Source organism: Castellaniella defragrans (assembly GCF_014203015.1).
Classification (GTDB): Bacteria; Pseudomonadota; Gammaproteobacteria; order Burkholderiales; family Burkholderiaceae_B; genus Castellaniella; species Castellaniella defragrans.
This window is the reverse complement of sequence record NZ_JACHIB010000003.1, coordinates 170,680-183,599: the sequence shown is the minus strand read 5'-3', so window position 1 is coordinate 183,599 and position 12,920 is coordinate 170,680. Positions and strand designations below refer to the sequence as shown.

Genomic DNA, 12,920 nt, shown 5'->3' with positions numbered 1-12,920 from the left:
TGGGCCGTGCGCAGCGGTTCAGCCCGACCCGGCCTCCTCGTACCGGACCACGATCCGCCAGTCGGCATGCACCGCCGGCCGGGGAGACTCCTCGGCCCGCACCGTGACGGCCCACGCGCAGCGGGCCTCCCCGGGCCGGGGCTCGGCCACCTGGTCCAGCGCGAAGCAGGCCGACACCCGCGCACCCGAGCGGACGGGCGCCGTGAAGCGGACGCGGTCGAAACCGTAGTTCAGCACCACGGCCGCGCCGGGAAAAGCGATGCAGCTCGACTGCCAGCAGCTCAGCAGCGACAGCAGGAGAAAACCGTGCGCGATGGTGCCGCCGTACGGCGACTCCGCCGCCGCCCGCACGGGATCCACGTGGATCCACTGGCGGTCGCGCGTGACGCACGCGAACCGGTCGATGAGGTCCTGGCCGATCACCACCGAGGCCGACCGGATGGCCGGCCGCCCCACGAAATCGCGCAGCGACCGGACGGAATCGAATGCCCGGAGGGCCGCCGCCGGCTGCCCACGGGGGTTCGTCATGGCGTCCGCCCTTCGTCGGGTGCCCGCCCTTCGTCGGACGCATGCGCGGCGCATGGCTGTCGGCGGGCCTGGGCCTTGGCAATTTCATGGCGCAGCTGCTCGAAGCCGGTGGCCGGGACGCTGTCGGCGCGGCGGTCGGCCACCTCGTCCAGGCGTTCGATCAGGGCGTTCGCGGACAGCTCGGCGCCGTCCAGGCAGATGCCCCGGGTCATGGTGATGTGCGCCTGCTCGAAGCAGCCCGCACCCGCCAGCAGGATGGTCCGGGTCGGCGCCTCGTCCGCCGCCAGGGCGACCAGCGCGGGGCTCACCCATTCGGGCGCCAGCAGATCCAGCGCCTGCGGTTCGAGCAGCCCCTCCGTCATCGCCGTGGCCGCCGTCGGCGCCAGGCAGTTGACCCGGATGCCGTAGCGCTCGCCCTCCAGCGCCAGGGTCTGCATCAGGCCGACCAGCGCCATCTTGGCGGCACCGTAATTGGCCTGGCCGAAATTCCCGTAGAGACCGGACGAGGAAGTGGTCATCACGATGCGCCCGTGATGCTGGGCGCGCATGATGTCCCAGACCGCATGGGTGCAATGCACCGAACCCATCAGGTGCACCTCCAGGACGAGCCGGAAATCGTCGAGGCTCATCTTGGCGAAACTCCTGTCGCGCAGGATGCCGGCATTGTTCACCAGGATGTCGATGCGGCCCCACTGGGCGATGGCCGCCTGCACCATCGTCCGCACCTGCCGCGGATCGGTCACGTCGGCGCCATGCGCCAGGGCCTGCCCGCCGGCCTGGCGGATGTCCTCCACGACGGCCTGCGCCGCCGAGCCGGGCGTCTCGGCGCCGAGGTCGTTGACCAGCACGCGGGCGCCGTGGCGCGCCAGTTCGAGCGCATGCGCGCGGCCCAGGCCGCGGCCGGCGCCCGTCACGAGGGCGACCCGGTCTTGCAGAAGTGGTGTCATGGGATCTCCGTCGGGTCGAAAGGATCAGGAGGCCAGGGGCTCGGGCGCCTCGGCGGCGGTCCGGAGGATGCCGGCGCGTTCGAGTTCCGCGATGCGGCGTCCGTCCAGGCCCGCCCGCAGCAGCACCGCCTTGCCGCCCTGCCCCAGCGACGGCGCGCCCGCCGCCGTGGGCCCGCCATCCTGATCGAAGACGAAACCGATCCCGTGGGTGCGGACCTCGCGCCCGCCCTGGCGGAAGCGATGGTCGGGCAGGCTCACGCAGCCGGAAGCATCGGCCTCGTGCAGGAATTCTTCCAGTTTGCGCACCCGGGCGGCGGGCACCCCGGCCTGGGCCAGCTGCGCCTCCAGCCGCATGGCGCTGTGGGCCGCGAAGGCCTGGCGCAGCCGGTCCGCAACGTATCCGCGATCGTTCGGCACGACGAAGCCGTTGGGGGCATTGAAGGCGGCGAGGTCGAGGGCGCGCGCATCGTCGCACAGGGCCTCGATCCCCAGGACGCCGGCCAGCCTGCGGAACTGCGCCGGCGTATTGGCCGCGACGGCCAGCCAGCCGTCCGCGCACCGGTAGGTGTCCGCGGCCGGACTGCCGGTATAGCCGCGGTTGCCCACGCGCCGGGTCGGCGTTCCGTCGCTCAGGCAGGCGCAGGCATTCGGATACATCAGCATCAGGGACGCCTGGACCATGGACGCATCGATATACTGGCCGGCGCCCTCGCGCGAGCGGCGGTGCAGCGAGGACACGATGGCCAGCGCGGCGAGCATGCCGACCGCCACGTCCACGACGGGAAAGCCGACCTTGATCGGCGGCGCGTCGTCGCCTTCCCCCGACATCATCATCATGCCGGTCAGGGCCTGCACCACGTGGTCGTAGGCGCCGCGCTGCGACCAGTCTCCCCGCTGCCCGAAACCCGAAATGGAGCAATAGACGATGTCCGGCCTGACCGCCCGGATCGACGCATGGTCCAGCCCGTACCGGGAGACCACGCCCGGGCGGAAATTCTCGATGAAGACATCGGCGTCGGCGGCCAGGCCGCGCAGCAGTTCCGCCCCCTCCCGCGTCCTGATGTCCAGCGCCAGCGATTGCTTGCCGGCATTGATGGCGGCGAAGCCGGTGGGCGTATCGGTGTCCGCGCCGTCCCTCATGGATCGCAGGACCTCGCCGGCGAGGGGCGGTTCCACCTTGATGACTTCGGCGCCCAGCTGCGCCAGGTAGAACGAGGCCAGGGGGCCGGCGATCACGTGCGACAGATCCAGCACGCGCACGCCTTCGAGGGGCTTTGCCATGAATGCTCCCGTTTCAGCCGGCGGTGACGCCGGCCAGCTTGATGATGTCGGCCCACTTCCGATATTCGCTGCGCACGAATTCGGCCGCGGCCTGCGGATCGTCGCTCCGGACCACGCGGTTGCCCGCGGCCTCGAACATCGGCCCCACGGCCGGGTCCCGCAGCGCGGCCGTGGTGGCGCGATAGAGCGTGCCGACGACGTCCGGGGACGGATTGCGGGGCAGCCAGAAGGCGAACCAGAATTCCTGGATCGCCAGGTCGCTGTGCAGGACGTCGTGCAGCGGCGGGACGCCCGGCAGTTCCGCCAGGGGGGCGGCGCCGGTGACGGCCAGGGCGCGCAGCTGGCCGCCCCGCACCTGCGGAATGGCGGTCCCCGCGATGGCAAAGGCGAAATCCGTGTCGCCCCGCACGAGCGACACCGGGATTTCCACGGATCCCTTGAAAGGCACGTGCACCGCGTCGGCCTTCAGCAGCGACACGAAGGTCGCGCCGCCCAGGTGCGCCCCCGAACCGACGCCGCCCGAGGCGTAATTCATCTTGCCCGGGTGCGCCCGCAAGGCGTCGGCCAGATCCTGCACGCTGCGGTACGGCGACTTGGCGGACACGACCAGGACCGTGGGAGACGCCGCGATGAGGGTCACCGGCACGAAATCGCGGACCGGATCGAACGCCAGGGCGGGCTGCAGGATCTTCTGGATCAGGTGCGAATTGGAGCCCAGCAGGACGGTATAGCCGTCGGGAGCGGCCTGGGCGACGGACTGGGCGGCCAGCACGCCGCCGGCGCCGACCTTGTTCTCGACCACGATGGGCTGGCCCATTCTTTCGCCGAGCGTGGGGCCGAACTGGCGCATCATGATGTCCGGCCCGCCGCCGGCGGCATAGGGCACGACGACGCGGACGGGCCGCGCGGGATAGGTTTCAGCGGCGCGCGCGAAGGAACCGGACGCCAGGCCGGCGCCCAGGGCGCCCAGACAGAAGGTGCGACGGTGCATGGTGTCTCCTTGATCTTGTCCTTGTCATGCCTGCAGGATAGTGAATCCTGGTGCATATAAAAAGTGATATATTTTTATATTGCGATAACACTTTTTCATACCCAGCGATGGACAAGCCGTCCGAATCCGACCGCCTGGTCGCCAGGCTGCGCTTTCGCCACCTGAACCTGCTGACGGAAGTACAGGCCCGGGGCAGCCTGCGGGCGGCGGCCGAGTCGCTCAATCTCACCCAGCCGGCGCTCAGCAAGGCGCTGGCGGAAATCGAAAGCGCCTTCGGCTTCGCATTGTTCTCGCGCACGACGCGCGGCCTCACGCCCACGGCGCAGGGAGCCGTGGTGCTGCGGGGCGCCACGCTGCTGCTGACGGAACTGGCCCACCTCCATTCCGAAGCCCGCGCCGCCGACCGCTGCGCCATCAAGATCCGCATCGGCGCGCCCCCGTTCGTGGCGCAGACCTACCTGCCCGACGTGATCCAGCGGCTGGTCCGGCAGGACGCCCCCTTGCGCGTGCACCTGCTGGAAGAGCGCGTGCCCGCGCTGATCGGGGCCCTGCAGCGGGGCGAGCTCGACGCGCTGATCACCACTTTTCCGCTGCAGCTGCTGGAATCCGACGCGGGCGCCTTCCAGTACGTCAAGCTGTTCGAGGTGCCGTTCGCCGTCGTCGCCGCCCGTGCGCATCCTTTGCTGCGCGCACGGCGCGTCGATTGGATCGATCTGGTGCGCGAGCCCTGGGTGATGCCGGTCGAGGGGTCCATGGGCCGCAAGCTGATCGAGGAATGCTTCACCCATGCGGGGGTACCCGTCCCCGTGCCCATCATCGAAGCGACGAGCCCGACCACCAGCATCCAGCTGGTGGCCGCGGGCCTGGGCATCGGAATCGTGCCGGACGTGGCGCTGTTGCGCCACGGCATCGTGCCGGCGGGCACGGTCAGGCAGATCCGGGTCGCACCCGCGCCGCCCGCCAGCGCGGTGGCGCTGATTTTCAGGTCGGGGCCGGTGAATCCCCGGGTCGTCCTGCTGCAGGCGGCCTTGGGGTTGTAGAAGGGAAGAGGAGCCACCCGCCTGTGACCGCGCGGCGCCAGGGAAGCCGCCGGGCGTGCGTCGGGTGATCCGGGGCTTGCTCCTGGATTGCGCAGCGACCTCGCCACGGCCAGAAAGCCGGACAATTTGGAGACGCCAGCCCAAAACATATTCCAAAATTGGAATTCGGAATAGAAAAACGGGTTAGCTAAACCTAGCTAACCCGTTGAATTCTTTGGCGGAGCGGACGGGGCTCGAACCCGCGACCCCCGGCGTGACAGGCCGGTATTCTAACCAACTGAACTACCGCTCCGCAGCGGTGCCAGAAAATCCTGGCGTCCCCTAGGGGATTCGAACCCCTGTACTCACCGTGAAAGGGTGATGTCCTAGGCCTCTAGACGAAGGGGACAGGACATTCGACAACGAAAGTTTGGTGGAGGTAAGCGGGATCGAACCGCTGACCTCTTGCATGCCATGCAAGCGCTCTCCCAGCTGAGCTATACCCCCAAACAAGGTCTTCGTTAACGAAGAAACGAGATTATGCACGAATTTTTTTTGGCGTGCAAGCGAGCCCGGATTTTTTTATTCGGGTCCGCCTCGAAACCCTGCTTCCGCGCGCTGTATCACAAATCCTTACACCTGCGCGAGCAGAAGAAGATCGGACCAGAAGCCCGGCCAGCGATGCTGGCTATCGCACAATAAGAAGCAAGATCACTGTACTACCGGCCATTTGCACGCCGGTTGCACGGCGTTGGCGCTTGCGGGGCGATGTGCGGAACGCCTACGATCCGGGCTGTTCGACACCCTCGGAGCCCATCCGTCATGCACGCCCGCGTCCGTCACGAAACCCTGGCGCCCGTCTGGCCGGTCCAGGCGATCCTGGACCTGTTCGCCCTGCCCTTCAACGACCTGCTGCTGCGGGCGCAGACCGTGCACCGCGCGCACCATCCGGCCAACGCCGTGCAGCAGTCCAGCCTGCTGTCGATCAAGACCGGCGCCTGTCCCGAGGACTGCGCCTACTGCCCGCAGTCCTCGCGCTACCACACCGAAGTGGCGCCGGCGCCGCTGATGCCGCTGGAGCAGGTGCTGGCCGCGGCGCGCAAGGCGCGCGACGCGGGCGCGCAGCGTTTCTGCATGGGGGCCGCCTGGCGGTCGCCGACCGAGCGCCAGCTGGACCAGGTGATCGAACACGTGCAGGCCGTCAAGTCGCTGGGCCTGGAAACCTGCGTCACCCTGGGCATGCTGAAGGACGGCCAGGCCGAACGCCTGAAAGCGGCCGGCCTGGACTACTACAACCACAACCTGGACACCGCGCCGGAACACTACGGCGAGATCATCCGCACCCGCACGTTCCAGGACCGCCTGGACACGCTGCGGCGCGTGCGCGACGCCGGGCTTAAGGTCTGCTGCGGCGGCATCGTGGGCATGGGCGAATCGCGCGAGATCCGCGCCGGCCTGATCGCCGCCCTGGCCAGCCTGGACCCCTATCCCGAATCGGTGCCCGTCAACCAGCTCGTGAAGGCGCCCGGCACGCCCCTGGCCGACGCGCCCGACCTGGATCCCATCGAATTCGTGCGCACCATTGCGGTGACCCGCATCGTCATGCCGCGCGCCGTGGTGCGGCTGTCGGCGGGCCGCGAGAGCATGCACGACAGCACCCAGGCGCTGTGCTTCATGGCCGGCGCCAACTCGATCTTCCACGGCGAGCGGCTGCTGACCACGCCGAACCCGCAGGCGCAGGCCGACGCACGGCTGTTCGAGCGCCTGGGGCTGGTGCCGATGCCCGACGACACGGTATCCGCAACCCTGGAAACCCACGCGGCCGCCAGTCCGGCCTGACCCTCATCCGACGCGCCCCACCATGCACACCCTGATCCTCAGCATTTCCTTCAGCGTCGCCGTCTCGATCTTCCTGAAGCTCGCCCGCAGCGGCGGCATCCGCGTCGACCAGGCCATCGCCGTGAACTACGCGACGGCGGTGGCGCTATGCCTGTGGCTGCTGCACCCGCCGCTGGACACGCTGTTCGAGCAGCCGGCCGCCGTCTGGCTGATCCTGGGCCTGCTCGGCGTGCTGCTGCCCAGCGTGTTCCTGGTCATGGCGGCCGCCGTGCGCCGCGCGGGCATCGTGCGCAGCGACACGGCCCAGCGCCTGTCGCTGATCCTGCCGATCCTGGCCGCCTTCCTGGTGTTCCACGAAGTCCTGTCGGGCCGCAAGGCCATCGGCATCGCCCTGGCGCTGTGCGCCCTGGCCTGCCTGCTGACGCGCCCCCGGGCCGCGGCCGCGGCAGCCGGGAGCGCCGCGGCGACGGCGCCCGAGGACGAGACGCGGGGATGGGCGTCGCGCGGCTGGCTGGTGCTGCTGGGCGTCTGGGCGGGCTACGGCTGCATCGACATCCTGTTCAAGCAGATGGCGCGCATCGGCGCGGGCTTCGCCGGCAGCCTGCTGCTGAGCTTCGTCCTGGCCGGCGTGCTGATGGGCCTGTGGCTGCTGGCCCGGGGCACCCGCTGGCACGCCCGCAGCCTGGCGTCCGGCGTCCTGCTGGGCGGGCTGAACTTCGGCAACATCTACTTCTACATCCGCGCGCACCAGACCTTCCCGGACAACCCCACCCTGGTGTTCGCGGCCATGAACATCGGCGTGATCTCCATCGGCACGCTGGTGGGCGCGGGCGTGTTCCGCGAGCGCCTGAGCCTGCTGAACGTGCTGGGCATCGTCCTGGCGCTAGGCGCCATCGTCCTGCTGTTTCCCCGCTGAGGCTGGCAGGCCCGGCGCCAGGGGCGAAAGCGGACCGCACGCTGGGACCGGGACCGGACGGGAAGCCGGAGCCGCTGCCGATGCAGGAACCGGCGCCTCCGCCGTTGGTGCCGGTGACGGCGTCGCCGCCGGTGCCGGTGTTGGCGCCGATGCCGATGCCGCAGCCGGTGCCGGTGTTGGTGCCGATGCCGCTGTCGCTGCCGCCGGTGCCGATGTTGACGCCGATGCCGCTGTCGCCGGCGCCGCCAGCGGATCGTCGATGACCGGATCGTGCGAGATGTCGCGCTGCGGATCGACGCGCGGATCCAGCACCGCCATCACATGGGAATTCTGCAGGGTGTCGGCCATGGGCACGAACTGGGTGGGCGCGTCCTCGCTGCGGTGCGTGCCCTTGACCTTGCGCTCGCGGATGAACACCACCAGCAGGGCGGCACAGGCCGACACGAAGACGAAGTACACGTCCGATCCCCAGACCCGCATCAGCCCCCCCGCCGCCAGCGGCCCGAGACAGGCCCCCAGGCCGTAGACCATGTACAGCAGGGCGCTCAGGCCCACCCGCCGCTCCGGATCGACGTTGTCGTTGGCGAAGGCCGCCCCCATGGGATAGAGCGTGAACTGCACCACCCCCAGCACGCCCGAGAAGGCCACCAGGGCCGGGTAGGGAAACTCGAACCAGCCCCACAGCGGCACCCCCAGGCACAGCAGGAGCAGCGCGCCGATGCGGATCAGGCGCACCCGGCTCATGTGGTCGGCGAGCCAGCCCAGCGGCCACTGGAACACCAGGCCGGCCGCCACGGACACCGCCAGGAACACCCCGACCTGGTGATTGTCCATGCCGTGCTGCAGCCCGTAGACGGGCGCCAGGCCGTAGAACGCGCCCGTCAGCATGCCGGCCAGGAACAGCACCGTCAGGGACAGGGGCACGCGCGCCACGTAGTAGCGCAGGGCCAGGGGGGCCGGCACCTGCAGCGCCGGATGCAGGCGGCGCGTCAGCGTCACCGGAATGAGGCTCAGCACGCTGCAGATCGCCACGAACACCAGCGGCTCGGAATCCAGCTTCGGGAACAGCCCCAGCGCCAGCTGGCCGAGCACGGTGCCCATACAGGAAGCGACCATGTAGAAGCCGAACACGGTCCCGCGCGAGGCGTTCTCGGTCTGCTCGTTGAGCCAGCTTTCGATGGCGATGAACAGGCTCACCATGGCGATGCCCGCCACGAAGCGCAGCGCCAGCCAGAGCCACAGGCCCTCGATCAGGATCATCGCCAGCACGGTGACGGTGACCATCGCCGCGCAGGCCGCGTAGGCGCGGATGTGGCCCACGCCGATGATGAGCCGGTGCCCGACCCGGGCGCCCAGCACCAGGCCCAGGTAGTACGCGGCGATCATCGCCCCGACCCAGACCTCGGACACGGACAGCGCGGTCAGCCGCAGGCCCAGATAGGTGTTGAACAGCCCCGAACTGAGCAACAGGATCAGGGTTGCCAGATACAGGGAAAAAAATGCGCCGATCGTCTTGGCCATGCGGAATTCCGGTCGGAAGCACCGCCGGTGCGGCAGCAGCGTCCTCAAACAGGCATCATAGCAGCGGCGCATGCCGCCCGGCGGCGTCCTCGTTTATCATAGGCCCATGAGCGAAACAGACCTCTCCCCCGTCCTTACCCACCTGGATGAAAATGGCCAGGTCCGCATGGTCGACGTCGGCGCCAAGGCGCCGACCGACCGCAGCGCCGTGGCCGAAGGCCGCGTGCGCCTGAATGCCCACGCCTGGAGCCTGCTGTCGGCCCAGGCCAACGCCAAGGGCGAGGTCCTGAACACCGCCCGCATCGCCGGCATCCTGGCGGCCAAGCGCTGCGCCGAACTCATCCCCCTGTGCCACAGCCTGCCGCTCAGCTTCGTCGGGGTGGATTTCTCGGCCGACGAATCCAGCCGCACGCTGACCATCCGCGCCACCAGCCGCACCCGCCACCAGACCGGCGTCGAAATGGAAGCCATGACGGCCTGCTCGGTCGCCGCCCTGACGGTCTACGACATGTGCAAGGCCGCCGACAAGGGCATCGTCATCGAGCAGATCCGCCTGCTCAGCAAAACCGGAGGCAAGAGTGGCGACTGGCACAACGATTGATGTCCTGTATTTCGCCCAGGTGGCGGAACACATGGGCCTGCGGCGCGAGACCCTGCCCCTGGACGCGCCCATCCGGGCGGGCGACTGGCTGGACGCCCTGGCGGCGCGCTGCCCCGCGCTGGGCCCCTCGGCGCGCCTGAAGCTCGCCATCAACCAGGAACACGCCGGGCGCGCCGCCACGATCCGCCCGGGCGACGAGGTCGCCGTGTTCGAGCCCGTCACCGGCGGCTGAGGCCGACGCCCCGGGCGCATCCACCCAGCCGCATCCATCATGATCCGCATCCAGACCGAACGCTTTGAAGTCGCCGAACTGGCCGAGCTGCTGCAGACCCGCGCGGCCGGCCGGGCCGGCGCGCTGGTGCATTTCGTCGGCATGGTGCGCGACTACAGCCCCGACGCCGGCTCCCGCAGCCTGTTCCTGGAGCATTACCCGGGCATGTGCGAACGCGAGATCCAGGCGCTGTGCGACCAGGCGAAACAGCGCTGGGACGTGCTCGACACCGTGGTGGTCCACCGGGTCGGCGAACTGCCGCTGGGCGATCCCATCGTCTTCGTCGGCGCGGCCGCCGCCCACCGGGGCCAGGCCTTCCGCGCCTGCGAATACATCATCGACGCCCTCAAGACCCGCGCGCCCTTCTGGAAGCGCGAGACCCTGGCCGACGGCCGCGCCTTCTGGGTCGAGCAGCAGGCCGCCGACGCCGAAAAAACCGCCCGCTGGGACATGCCCCAGGACACGCCCTCCGGCACATCCCCGGACGCGCCCCGCAACACGCCCCCCGATACGCCATGAAAGCCCGTCCCGACCTGCCGCCCGTCAGCCTGCGCTGCGCGGTGCTGACGATTTCCAGCCGCCGCACGGCCGCCGAGGACACGACCGGCGACTACCTGGCCGCCGCGCTGGCCGAGGCGGGCCACGTCCTGCAGGCCCGCGCGCTGTGCCCGGACGATCGCTACCGGATCCGCAAGGTCCTCAGCGACTGGATCGCCGATCCGGACATCCAGGTGATCCTGTGCAACGGCGGCACGGGCTTCACCCATGGCAAGTCCGCCATTCCCGCCGTCACGCCGCTGCTGGACCAGGTCGTGCCCGGCTTCGGCGAACTGTTCCGCCACCTGTCCTGGCTGGACATCGGCGCCTCCTCGCTGCAGTCCGACGCACTGGGCGGCATGGCCAACGACACCCTGGTGTTCTGCCTGCCCGGCTCGACGGGCGCCTGCCGCCTGGCCTGGGAAAAGATCCTCCTGTCCCAGCTCGACAGCCGCCAGCTCCCCTGCAATTTCGCCAGCGCCTACCGCGCGCGCACGGAAACCTGATCATGCTCGACTTCGATACCGCCCAGGCGCGGCTGGCGGCGCGCGGACGCGCGCCCGCCGGACGCGAGACCCTGCCCCTCGACGCCCTGTACGGCCGCGTGCTGGCCGAGGACATCATCGCCGGCCTGGACCTGCCGCCCGCCGACAACAGCGCCATGGACGGCTACGCGCTGCGCGCCGCCGACGCGGCCGCCCCCGGCGCCACGCTGCCCATCCAGCAGCGCTGCTTCGCCGGCCAGGCGCCCGACCCCCTGCTGCCCGGCCAGGCCATCCGCCTGTTCACCGGCAGCGTGATCCCGGCGGGCGCCGACACCGTGGTCATGCAGGAGGACTGCCGCGAGGACGCCGGCCGGGTCGCCGTCCTCGCGCCGCCCGCGCCCGGCCAGCACATCCGCCGCCGGGGCGAGGACATGCGGGCGGGGCAGACGGTCCTCCTCCGCGGCACCCGCCTGGGCGCCGGGCAGCTGGCCGTCCTGGCGGCCCAGGGCCACGACCGGGCGCCCGTCTTCCCGCGCCTGACGGTCGGCATCCTGACCACCGGCGACGAACTCGTCCCCCCCGGCCAGCCCCTGCCGCCGGCCGCCATCCACAATTCCAACGCGCCGATGCTCGCCGGCCTGTGCGGCGGGATGGGCACCGCCGCGCCGCTGCTGCGCCACGCGCGCGACGACGCGGACGCCACCCGCCGGGCGCTGGCCGAACTCAATGAAGCCTGCGACCTGGTGCTCAGCGTGGGCGGCGCCTCGGTCGGCGAAAAGGACCTGGTCAAGCCCGCCATCGAGGCCCTGGGCGGCACGCTGGACCTGTGGCGCGTGCGCATGAAGCCGGGCAAGCCGGTCGCGCTGGCCGAACTGAACGGCCGCCCGGTGGTCTGCCTGCCCGGCAACCCGGTCTCGGCCTTCGCCGTGTTCACGCTGCTGGTCAGCCCCCTGATCCGGGGCCTGCAGGGCCGCCGGGACGTGCTGCCCCCCATCCGGCGCGGCATCCTGGACACGTCCCGCCCCGTCGGCGGCGAACGCGACGATTTCCTGCGCATCCAGGCCGCGCAGGGCGCCGCCGGGCTGCCCCGCCTGACGCCGCACACGCAGCAAAGCTCGGGCGCGCTCGGCAGCCTGGCCTGGGCGCACGGCCTGGCCCGCATCCCGGCGGGCGCGCGGCTGGAATCCGGCGCCGAAGTGGACTGGATGGCGCTGTCCGACTGGCTGGTCTGACGATCCGCCAGGGTCGGCGGCCCCCATCGTCAAACGCACGGCAAGGCGAACGCCGGGGCGCGGTCCCGACGGCGCGGTCCCGGCGACGCGGCCCCGCCGGATGCGGGTCCGGATCAGGACCAGCGGTCCCAGTCCTCGGGCGTGTTCAGGTTGATCAGCGCGTCCGCATCGGAAAAATCCACGGCGACCGCGCCGCAGGAGCGCAGCCAGCCCTGGACCTGGCGGCCGCCCGCGTCCAGGAAGGCCTGCAGTCCGTCCGCCAGATCGTGGTGCGCCATCAGGCAGAGCGGATGCGGGCCATCGGACGTACGCGCATAGGCCGGGCGGTCGGGCCGCGCCGCGGCGGCCAGCCGCGCCGCCAGGTCGCCGGGCTGGCGCACCACGTCCACCGGCAGCACGAACAGCCAGGGCGAGCGCGCCCGCCGCAGCCCCGCCAGCACCCCGGCCAGGGGACCGCACTGCGCATGATCGGGATCGTCGCGCACGACCGTGCCGTAGGCGGCGTAGTCTTCCGGATGACGGTTGGCGCTGATCCACACGGCATCCGCGCCCTGGGCGCGCAGATAGCGGCAGGCATGGGCCGCCAGGGGCTCGCCGCGCCAGGGCATCAAGCCCTTGTCGGCCTCGGGCGCATCAGCCGAGCGCATGCGCCGGGATTGCCCGCCTGCGAGAATCAGACCATCGAACAAGATCGAGACATCCCTCCACCTCGCCGCTTGCACGCGGCTCGGATTCGACAGGCACAGAAGGGT

Annotated in this window: 14 protein-coding genes and 3 tRNA genes; 8 read left to right on the top strand and 9 right to left on the bottom strand. The window is 70.5% G+C overall.

Going from position 1 to position 12,920, the window contains the following annotated elements; genetic code table 11:
- Positions 1 to 18: 18 nt before the first annotated feature.
- From HNR28_RS03460 to HNR28_RS03445, 4 genes are read right to left on the bottom strand one after another with little or no spacing between them, the layout of a single operon-like run.
- On the bottom strand, positions 19 to 528 hold the full coding sequence (locus tag HNR28_RS03460) for a MaoC family dehydratase (protein WP_052355931.1): 510 nt from the start codon (positions 526 to 528) through the stop codon (positions 19 to 21).
- Positions 525 to 1,475: an SDR family NAD(P)-dependent oxidoreductase gene (locus tag HNR28_RS03455; RefSeq protein WP_052355932.1), complete on the bottom strand. Its 951-nt coding sequence runs from the start codon at positions 1,473 to 1,475 to the stop codon at positions 525 to 527. The genes HNR28_RS03460 and HNR28_RS03455 overlap by 4 nt, the downstream gene beginning before the upstream one ends.
- 24 nt (positions 1,476 to 1,499) lie before the next feature.
- Positions 1,500 to 2,756, bottom strand: a complete 1,257-nt coding sequence (locus tag HNR28_RS03450) for a CaiB/BaiF CoA transferase family protein (protein WP_043684286.1) — start codon at positions 2,754 to 2,756, stop codon at positions 1,500 to 1,502.
- Between the two features lie 13 nt (positions 2,757 to 2,769).
- The gene (locus HNR28_RS03445) at positions 2,770 to 3,747 is read right to left on the bottom strand and encodes a Bug family tripartite tricarboxylate transporter substrate binding protein (RefSeq protein WP_043684287.1); all 978 of its coding nucleotides are present in this window, start codon (positions 3,745 to 3,747) and stop codon (positions 2,770 to 2,772) included.
- 107 nt (positions 3,748 to 3,854) lie between these two features.
- Here HNR28_RS03445 and HNR28_RS03440 point away from each other — a divergent pair, with 107 nt between their 5' ends.
- Positions 3,855 to 4,787, top strand: coding sequence for a LysR family transcriptional regulator (locus HNR28_RS03440; protein WP_151023750.1), 933 nt, complete (start codon positions 3,855 to 3,857; stop codon positions 4,785 to 4,787).
- Positions 4,788 to 5,002: 215 nt separating this feature from the next.
- Here the strand turns inward: HNR28_RS03440 and HNR28_RS03435 are convergent.
- The 3 genes from HNR28_RS03435 to HNR28_RS03425 form a co-directional block, all read right to left on the bottom strand.
- Positions 5,003 to 5,079 (bottom strand) — tRNA-Asp (locus HNR28_RS03435).
- A gap of 20 nt (positions 5,080 to 5,099) precedes the next feature.
- A tRNA-Glu gene (locus tag HNR28_RS03430) sits at positions 5,100 to 5,175 on the bottom strand.
- Between the two features lie 22 nt (positions 5,176 to 5,197).
- Positions 5,198 to 5,273, bottom strand: a tRNA-Ala gene (locus HNR28_RS03425).
- 315 nt (positions 5,274 to 5,588) lie between these two features.
- Here HNR28_RS03425 and bioB point away from each other — a divergent pair.
- On the top strand, positions 5,589 to 6,605 hold the full coding sequence (bioB, locus tag HNR28_RS03420; protein WP_151023749.1) for a biotin synthase BioB: 1,017 nt from the start codon (positions 5,589 to 5,591) through the stop codon (positions 6,603 to 6,605).
- Between the two features lie 22 nt (positions 6,606 to 6,627).
- Positions 6,628 to 7,521, top strand: a complete 894-nt coding sequence (locus HNR28_RS03415) for a hypothetical protein (protein WP_043684293.1) — start codon at positions 6,628 to 6,630, stop codon at positions 7,519 to 7,521.
- Here the strand turns inward: HNR28_RS03415 and HNR28_RS03410 are convergent.
- Positions 7,489 to 9,042, bottom strand: coding sequence for an MFS transporter (locus HNR28_RS03410; protein ID WP_084330721.1), 1,554 nt, complete (start codon positions 9,040 to 9,042; stop codon positions 7,489 to 7,491). The two genes, HNR28_RS03415 and HNR28_RS03410, sit on opposite strands and share 33 nt — an antisense overlap.
- Before the next feature lie 106 nt (positions 9,043 to 9,148).
- Here HNR28_RS03410 and moaC point away from each other — a divergent pair, with 106 nt between their 5' ends.
- The 5 genes from moaC to HNR28_RS03385 are packed head-to-tail and all read left to right on the top strand — an operon-like array spanning position 9,149 to position 12,168.
- Entirely contained in the window at positions 9,149 to 9,643 is a 495-nt protein-coding gene (moaC, locus tag HNR28_RS03405) for a cyclic pyranopterin monophosphate synthase MoaC (protein ID WP_084330722.1), read from the top strand.
- On the top strand, positions 9,621 to 9,875 hold the full coding sequence (locus tag HNR28_RS03400) for a MoaD/ThiS family protein (RefSeq protein ID WP_043684297.1): 255 nt from the start codon (positions 9,621 to 9,623) through the stop codon (positions 9,873 to 9,875). Before moaC ends, HNR28_RS03400 begins: the two co-directional genes overlap by 23 nt.
- A 39-nt stretch (positions 9,876 to 9,914) precedes the next feature.
- Complete coding sequence (locus HNR28_RS03395; protein ID WP_043684299.1) at positions 9,915 to 10,433, top strand: molybdenum cofactor biosynthesis protein MoaE; 519 nt, start codon at positions 9,915 to 9,917, stop codon at positions 10,431 to 10,433.
- Complete coding sequence (gene moaB / locus HNR28_RS03390) at positions 10,430 to 10,957, top strand: molybdenum cofactor biosynthesis protein B (RefSeq protein ID WP_043684301.1); 528 nt, start codon at positions 10,430 to 10,432, stop codon at positions 10,955 to 10,957. The genes HNR28_RS03395 and moaB overlap by 4 nt, the downstream gene beginning before the upstream one ends.
- A 2-nt stretch (positions 10,958 to 10,959) precedes the next feature.
- Complete coding sequence (locus tag HNR28_RS03385) at positions 10,960 to 12,168, top strand: molybdopterin molybdotransferase MoeA (RefSeq protein ID WP_043684304.1); 1,209 nt, start codon at positions 10,960 to 10,962, stop codon at positions 12,166 to 12,168.
- A 113-nt stretch (positions 12,169 to 12,281) separates the two neighbouring features.
- Here the strand turns inward: HNR28_RS03385 and mobA are convergent, their stop codons facing one another.
- Positions 12,282 to 12,890, bottom strand: coding sequence for a molybdenum cofactor guanylyltransferase MobA (gene mobA / locus HNR28_RS03380; protein ID WP_043684307.1), 609 nt, complete (start codon positions 12,888 to 12,890; stop codon positions 12,282 to 12,284).
- Between the last annotated feature and the right edge of the window lie 30 nt (positions 12,891 to 12,920).

Coding starts and splice junctions, on each gene's coding strand:
- HNR28_RS03460 (WP_052355931.1), bottom strand. CDS start 528: ATGACGAACCCCCGTGGGCAGCCGGCGGCGGCCCTCCGGGCATTCGAT.
- HNR28_RS03455 (WP_052355932.1), bottom strand. CDS start 1,475: ATGACACCACTTCTGCAAGACCGGGTCGCCCTCGTGACGGGCGCCGGC.
- HNR28_RS03450 (WP_043684286.1), bottom strand. CDS start 2,756: ATGGCAAAGCCCCTCGAAGGCGTGCGCGTGCTGGATCTGTCGCACGTG.
- HNR28_RS03445 (WP_043684287.1), bottom strand. CDS start 3,747: ATGCACCGTCGCACCTTCTGTCTGGGCGCCCTGGGCGCCGGCCTGGCG.
- HNR28_RS03440 (WP_151023750.1), top strand. CDS start 3,855: ATGGACAAGCCGTCCGAATCCGACCGCCTGGTCGCCAGGCTGCGCTTT.
- bioB (WP_151023749.1), top strand. CDS start 5,589: ATGCACGCCCGCGTCCGTCACGAAACCCTGGCGCCCGTCTGGCCGGTC.
- HNR28_RS03415 (WP_043684293.1), top strand. CDS start 6,628: ATGCACACCCTGATCCTCAGCATTTCCTTCAGCGTCGCCGTCTCGATC.
- HNR28_RS03410 (WP_084330721.1), bottom strand. CDS start 9,042: ATGGCCAAGACGATCGGCGCATTTTTTTCCCTGTATCTGGCAACCCTG.
- moaC (WP_084330722.1), top strand. CDS start 9,149: ATGAGCGAAACAGACCTCTCCCCCGTCCTTACCCACCTGGATGAAAAT.
- HNR28_RS03395 (WP_043684299.1), top strand. CDS start 9,915: ATGATCCGCATCCAGACCGAACGCTTTGAAGTCGCCGAACTGGCCGAG.
- moaB (WP_043684301.1), top strand. CDS start 10,430: ATGAAAGCCCGTCCCGACCTGCCGCCCGTCAGCCTGCGCTGCGCGGTG.
- HNR28_RS03385 (WP_043684304.1), top strand. CDS start 10,960: ATGCTCGACTTCGATACCGCCCAGGCGCGGCTGGCGGCGCGCGGACGC.